The following is a 7,056-nucleotide window of genomic DNA, read 5'->3' as shown; positions in this document are numbered from 1 at the left end:
CCGATGGTGACAGTCGTCATCGCCGGAATGAACCCGATCAGCGTGCCGGCCGAGTTCAGGATCTTCCGGCCGAATGTAGAGCGCTCAGCCACGGTGAACAGCAGCGCGCACTTCAAGCACGTCGTTGCATCCGGCAGCGTCACGCTCTGCCCGAACGTCGTGGCGGTCAGCGATTGCGCGCCCGCGCTGCTGGAAGTCAGCGTGACGTTGCCGCTGGCGGCCGAGCCCCCGAGGCCGATCGGGCTGAGCTGAATATTCCAGTTCACGCCGTCCAGCGCGGGGTCGGTGCTGCCTGCCCCGGCACCGTTGCGGCGGTATGGCATGCGGCTGAGCGGCGACCAAACCACTACACCGTCGGCATATGCCGTGCCGGCGACCCACTTCGGGGCATTCGATGCGGCCTGGGACGCCCATGCAGACGACTCGGACGCCTGGGCGGAGGCAGCTGAGGCCTGCGCGCTGGCGTCCGCCGCCAGTGTGTTCGCATTCGTCTCGGCCACCGCCGCATTGAACTGCGCTGTGTACACAGGCTCGGCAGCGATGCGCGCCGCGTTCGCCTGGTCAAATTCCAGCTGCGTCATGCTGCGGTTCGGCGCCGGTTGCGGCATGGGATCTACATGTGTCACCATTAAATTACTCCATCAATTTTGAGGGCCATACGGGAGGTCGGCCAGTCAGCGATGACCGATTTGAATGTGTTCCGCTTGCCGAAGACGATGGTGTGCCCGAAGGTGGACTCTCCAATCCAGACCACGTTGCGCTGCCGGTAGTCGGCCATTTGGTCGACAGCCGTGTCGATCTGGTCGTTGTAGATCACGACGTCCAACGTGAGTACCTTCGAATACCCGCGCACTACAGTTTCGCTGGCGCCGTCCACGTCGAACCTCGTGCTGGAATAGTCCTTCTCCTCCAGGCCCAGGCCGTACTGGGTAAAGCCCAGGTCCGTCAGCGGACCGATGGCGCACATGCCGCACTTTGCAATGCCACCTGGCTTGTTGATCGAGACCGTTACGACGGCCTCCCAGTACGCGGGCAGGTCCAGCGCCACGAAGAAATTCTTCTTGCGAAGCTTGTTAAAACACCAGCCCCAGAAGCTGCTGCCAGAGTTCGGCAGGTCCAGGCTCGTGGTTTTGTCGTACACCAGGCCATCGGCGCCGCCGACCACGTGCACGTCGACAGATTCGCCCACCACGCCTCCAAGGTAGAGGCCCGTAGCGATCTGGCTGGGTGTCAGCTGAACGACGATTGCCTCAGGGTTTGTCGTCTGCGTGTTGTTGACCGAGTCGAACATCTTCCGGGCGTTGGTCGCACTGACCAGCGTCCATGAAAGAGGGCTACTGGCCGGCGCCTGCCCGATGGTGTTTGCTGTCAACGTGTGCACGCCGGACTGTGCGCCTGTCGTGTTGATAGCTGCTCCGCCCACTGTCGCCGCCAGGTTGAACGTGTTGGTTGCCGTCCCGACGACGTAGTACGTGGCGCCGGCAGTGAGGCCGGTGGGCAGCGCCCCGGTGGTGGTCAACTTCACCGGCTGACCATTGGCGAAGGTGTGCCCGGTCTTGGTCACTACACACGGACTCGCCACCGTCAGCGTGACCGTGCCGACGGTGCCCAGCAACTGCTGATAGATGTTGTGCGCATCGATCACGCGCTCGCCGGGTCCGTACACGCCGGTGAGACTGTATGCGGAATGCTCGTTCTCGGGGACGTTTGTCACCAACATCGCATCGGTGATCGTGATTGGATCCAGAACAATCATGCTGTCTCCTTAACGGCCAGCGGCACCTCGCCGCGCTGCGCAGCATCGAGCACATCCGCAGTCTCGCCGGTGTTTTTGGCAATTGCGTAGAGCGCAGCGTCGAGACGCTTTGCCATGTCGGCGTTCTGTTCACGCAGTGCGCGGACTTCGGCGACAATCTCGCTGGTCGACTCACTTTGCCGCGAGAATGGACGGTTCGATGCGGCCGGCGTGATCTTCTCGCCCTCGTGGATGAGGGCCAAGCCGGTGCGGGACACGTAGTCGGTGCCCTCGGCAAACGCCGGCACCTTCAGGCCGTACTGCGCCCCCAGCAGGCCGCCGGTCTGCGTCAGGCTGGCCGCCGCCTGGGCGCGCGCCAGGCGCAAGTCGAACGCGGTCACGGCATTGGCTTCGGCCAGGTCCAGCATGGCCTTGCTCAGGCCGGGCAGAAGCTTGGCGGCCTCTTGGTCGCCGGCCCTGGCCTGCGCCGTGGCGATGGCGAATGCGGATTGCGCGCCAGCGTAGGATTGCTGGCCGCTGCCGTCGATCAGCCCACGGATGCGCGCCACCTCATCGAAAATCGAGTCAGTAGCTGACTTCCACGCAGCAGTCAGCGCCTCAGCTGCACGCCGCGAACTTTCAGCGGCCTGCTGCTGTGCCTGAGCAATCGCTTGCGCAGCTGCCGATGCAGCTTGGTCGGCGGCCATCTTGTCCTGCAGATCGTAGTAGGCCTGCTTCGCAGCACGATTCGCCGGGTCCAGCGCTGCCAACTCGAGCGCGCGCAGGCCGGCAGTGTCGCCTTGCAGCTGCAGCACGTCGCGCCGGATGCCCGCACCTTCTGAGGCGACATTCGCAGCCTTCTGGGCCGCTGCTTGAATATCGTTTGCAGCCTTTGTCGCGGCATCAGCCAAGTCCTTCTGCGCATTGATCTGCAACTGCAATGCGGCAACCGTAGCTGGCATTGCATCCAACTCGAGCTGCCGCGCGCGGGCCAACTGCTCCGCCTCGGTGTGCGTCAGGTTGTACAGCTCGGTTTCCTTGGCTGCGTACTGGGAGGCCAGCGCCTCCTGGTCAGCAAGCTGCTTCTGGTACGCGGCAGTGCTCGCAGCGATGTATTCCTGCATACGCTGGTTTGCCGCAGCATCAGCATCGGCGCGCGTCTTGGCTGCAGTAACCGCTGCGGCATCCTCCGCCTTCAACCCGGCCAGGCGCTCGTATAGCGCGAGCGTGCTGGACTGCATGCCTGCCGTCTCTAGATCGCGAAGCTGCTGCTCCGTCATCCGTGCTTTCAGGATTGCGTCGATCTGCTGCTGATAGCCGGCGTTCGTGCTGGCGAGCGCATCGGCGGCAGCCTTTGCATCCGCCACCGCCTTGGCCTCCGCTTGCAGCGCTTCGCGGCGCTCGTACAGAGCAAGCGTGGTATCGGCCATGCCAGCCACTTCAAGCTTGCGCTGCTCGGACAGCGGCAGCGAAGCTTTCACCAGCGCATCGATGTCGGCTTGGATGCCCTTCTCGATTGCCACACGCGCAGCCACCGCATCGGCCGCCGCCTGCGTTGCAGCATCGATTGCGGCCTTCTCGGCCAGCCGCACCTGCAGCGAGTCGTAGAGGTCGACGTTGGTGGCCGCGATGGCAGCCTTTTCCTTCTCCTTATCGGACATGAAGGCTTGATCGTATTGCTTTTGCAAGTCGGCGCGCTCAGCGGCAATGTCAGCGGCCGAGCGCAAAGCGGCACTGGTCGCTTCGATGGCCGGATGCACTTGGGCGAACGCATCTTGCAAGCCCATCAGCGATGCATATTGTTTGGCGCCCGCCTCGGTGGTCAGGTCCAGGCCAAGCACGACCTGCTTGAATTGATCGCGAGTGTTGACGCCGGCAAGACCAAGGCCAGCCAAGGCCGCCTCGACTGCTTTCGCCACCGGTGCCAGACGCTCGGATTCGGTCAGGTAGTTCTGCGCGAAGCCCGACACGTTGGTAGAGAGCTGTTGCAGGCCGCCGGACAGTTCAATCAGCCGCTCGCGGGCGGCGATACTGTCAACGCCCACCGCACCAAACTTGAGGCCAATAGTGCCCAGCACCAAGTCCAGCCCGGCGTAGTTCGTGGCCAGGCGCTCCAGCGTTGCGCTGGCCGCCTCGCCCTCTTTGGAGAACTTCGCAAGACCTGGAACCAACTCGCCAGCCACGGCATCTGCTACGCCGGCGAAGAAGGCGCCGATGGCCTTCTCGTTCTCCGCTGCATCCTTGCCCAACTGAATATCGAATATCTGCGAGCGGCTGGAAATATATTCCGCGTTAACGCCCAGTGCCTCGGCATATTCTCGGCTGGCCCCAATGATGGCCTTGTAGGTACTGCCCAGACTGGTGACGGTTTCCATGTCAGCAGTTGCCGTGTCGATGCCGGACTTATCGGAACGAAGCAGTCCACCTTTTTGCGCCCACTTGCTATAAGTGCTGACACTAGCACCACCAGGGCCCAATTCGCCATAGATGCCACTGGCAGTCTGCGTCTTCGCACCCATCCCAAAGGTGCGATTAATTAGGCCGCTAATTGCACCTGCGATAGATCCGCCCAAAGGACCGCCAAAGTAGCTAGCGACTGCTGTAGCGATCTTCTCGGCTGCTTGGACGCCACTACCGGTCTGGTACTGGCCGGAGATCAGGCTATTGATGCCGGAACCAAGGCCGTAGCCAGCAAAAGTACTTCCTGCTTGACCGAGAATCGACGCGAGTTGACCGGGCGCGCCGCTGCTCATTGACAGGCCGAGCTTATCGAAACCAGTCTGTATTGATTTGGCGATCGCGTCCGACGTGCCAGTCCACAGAGAGCTTGCACTTGAGGCGAGGCCGGCCACGGATGAGCCACCGCCGGAAGCGCCCCGGCTGCCACCAATTGCGGCCTGGACAGCAGAGGCCATGCTGCCGTTGTCAATTGAAGTGCCAACGTTGACGAGCCACTTCTTCAACGTCATCTGGTAGAGCCAGTCGAAGAAGGTGTTTTTGAACGCGTCTTTCAGGCGCTGAGCTGCAGTCTTGCCGCCGTCGGCGATGCTCACAAACGTCTGGTGCGCGGTTTGCTCGATAGAACTCCAGAAGGCCTTCTGCTGCTCAAACACTTCCGACTTAATGACGCCTTCGCGCTGCGCCGCTGCGAGCTCGCGCATCTGCTGCGCGGACGCCATCATGGCGGCAGCTTCTTCCTTCCGAGCGTCATTCGCACCAATGGTGGCGGCGCGACTCTCCAACTGGAGGGCGTTCTGCTCGGCCAACCGCACGTTGTAATCGGCGATCTGCAGCTTGCTCATGCCGATTTGGGCGTTTGCATCGCGCTGGGCGCGCACCTGCGCTTGGAGCGACTGTAATTCTTCGGCGCGCTTGTCGCTCAGAGCCGCCAGATTGGCGGCAGCCTGCCGCGTGTCCTTGACATCCAGTTCGTAAATCTGATTCTTCAGCTGCACTTTGCGGGTGAGCGACTGCTCCTCGTTCAGCGCGATCTGCGCGCGCAGGGCTTCCTGGGCCTTCCTGTTTTCGGGCGAATCCGGCAACTGCTTCTGCAGAGCGATCAGTGCCTGCAGGCGCGCCTTCTCGCGGGCCAGCGCGGCTTGGTCAAGGGCTTCTACCTGTTCCGCATAGCCGATCTGTGCAGCGAGACTGGTTGCGATACCAGCGGCCTGCGCAGATGCGATAGCCATCGCTGAGCGCTTCGCAACTTCCTCCTCGATCTTTCCGCGCTGCTCCACCGCGGCGATCTGGTCGTTAATGCTCTTGAACGCAATATCAGCATATTTCTTGCGCACCTCGCCGACCTGGATGGCAATATCTGCATCAGATGCACCAGCATCCAATCCCTTCTGCCGGACCAGCGCGACATCCCTCTGCATTTGCAGTTCTCGCGTTAGGCCCTGTTCCTTTTGCTTCTGCCACGCAATATCAGCCTCATCCAGCTTCAAACGCCCCGCCTCGATAGCTGCAAGCCGCTTCTGCCAATCGATCTGCGCAATGAGGCTCGCCTCCTCCGCCAGGTTCTTCTTCAGCGAGCCACGATCCTCCGCATTGCCGCCGAAGGATATGTCCAAGGGCTTCTGACCCTTTTTAATGGCGGCCTGCACTTTTGCCAGCTTTTGCTCGAGCGTGTCCTCTCGGCCCACGTCCAGCATGGCGTCCCATGCGCCTTTTGCAACGCCGGTGATGCCGGCCCACGCGCGCTGCGCCAGGCCCAGATTCGCAATCAGCTTGTTCGAGCGCGAATCCATCGCATCGGCGTAGGCCTTCTGCGCCACCTCGCCCGCCTCTTGAATCTTCCCTTGCTCCTGCAGGGCCTTGATCTGGGCGTAGATGGAAGCGGTCAGGTAGCGGTATTGGTCGTTCAGCTTCTCGCTGGTCGCGAGCGGCGCCTTGCCCAGGTCGCCAAAGATCGTTGCCGTATCAGCAGCGCTCTGGCCGATTGCCTTCTGTACCCGAACAGCGGTTTCGCCGAAGCGCTGCAGGTTCTCAACGCCGACCCGGCCTGAGCCGGCGAGCGCTGCGAGCGCCTCTGCTGCGGCGCCCTGGGTGCCGATGGACTTGCTGATGTTGCGTGCCATATCGGACAACTGGTCCGATGTCGTACCGGCAGCATTGCCGGTCAAGATGAGCGCTCGGCTGTACGCTTCAGCCTCTTTGCTGCCCTGGTGATACGCAACACCCAGCGCAACAACTGCAGCCACCACGACGCTCAGCGGCGTGATCAACCCCGCAATGGTGCTGCCGAGCGCACGTGCGGCGCCGCCCACGCTGCCGAACATATCGCGCAACTGGCCACCCTGCTGGAACAGGACGGTGAGTGGCGACTGCCCACCCTGCAGCGACACAGCGATATCGGTCAACTGCGCCGGCACCCCGCGCAACGCCGCCGCCGTGGCGCGCGCTGACATCTGGACGCCATTCAGCGCAGACGACGCCCCGCCAAGGGAGGTGTTCGCGCGTCCTTGGGCGGTTTCCACCGCGCGCAGCTGTGCCAAATATGGCTCAAGAATTGCAGGGTCGATCCCGCGCTGCCGCGCCAGAACCGAGAAGTACTCGGAGCTGGAGCGCCCACCGGCCTCCATCGCCGCAGTCGTACGCTGGATGGACCCAATGAGGCTGCGCTGCGCATTCTCCACAGTTCGCGCGGCGCGATCCGCCCCATCGCCGACCCCACCAACGGCGCGGCCAGCACGGTCACCAGCAGCTGCGACAGTGGCGGACATGGTTGTCGCCTGCTGCCCGATCTCCTGGAATCCTTCGCGCGTGCGCGTCGTGTCGACGTCTGCAACAAGCTGGATGCGGCGCTCTTCAGTCATGGT

The 7,056-nt window shown here is 62.7% G+C and carries 2 protein-coding genes and 1 pseudogene; all 3 read right to left on the bottom strand.

The window, feature by feature from the left end:
- Positions 1 to 581, bottom strand: a pseudogene (locus AC07S4_RS16855) (hypothetical protein); the annotation flags it as partial.
- Between the two features lie 47 nt (positions 582 to 628).
- On the bottom strand, positions 629 to 1,756 hold the full coding sequence (locus AC07S4_RS16850) for a hypothetical protein (RefSeq protein WP_494987736.1): 1,128 nt from the start codon (positions 1,754 to 1,756) through the stop codon (positions 629 to 631).
- Positions 1,753 to 7,053 (bottom strand): phage tail length tape measure family protein, encoded by a 5,301-nt coding sequence (locus AC07S4_RS16845; RefSeq protein ID WP_494987735.1) that lies wholly within the window; start codon positions 7,051 to 7,053, stop codon positions 1,753 to 1,755. The genes AC07S4_RS16850 and AC07S4_RS16845 overlap by 4 nt, the downstream gene beginning before the upstream one ends.
- Positions 7,054 to 7,056 lie beyond the last annotated feature (3 nt).

It is taken from the genome of Pseudoduganella sp. GW821-FHT05F09, assembly GCF_059419605.1.
This window is presented reverse-complemented; position numbering and strand designations above follow the sequence as displayed.

Excerpts from the sequence above, each read along its gene's own strand:
- AC07S4_RS16850 (WP_494987736.1), bottom strand. The coding sequence starts at position 1,756 with ATGATTGTTCTGGATCCAATCACGATCACCGATGCGATGTTGGTGACA.
- AC07S4_RS16845 (WP_494987735.1), bottom strand. The coding sequence starts at position 7,053 with ATGACTGAAGAGCGCCGCATCCAGCTTGTTGCAGACGTCGACACGACG.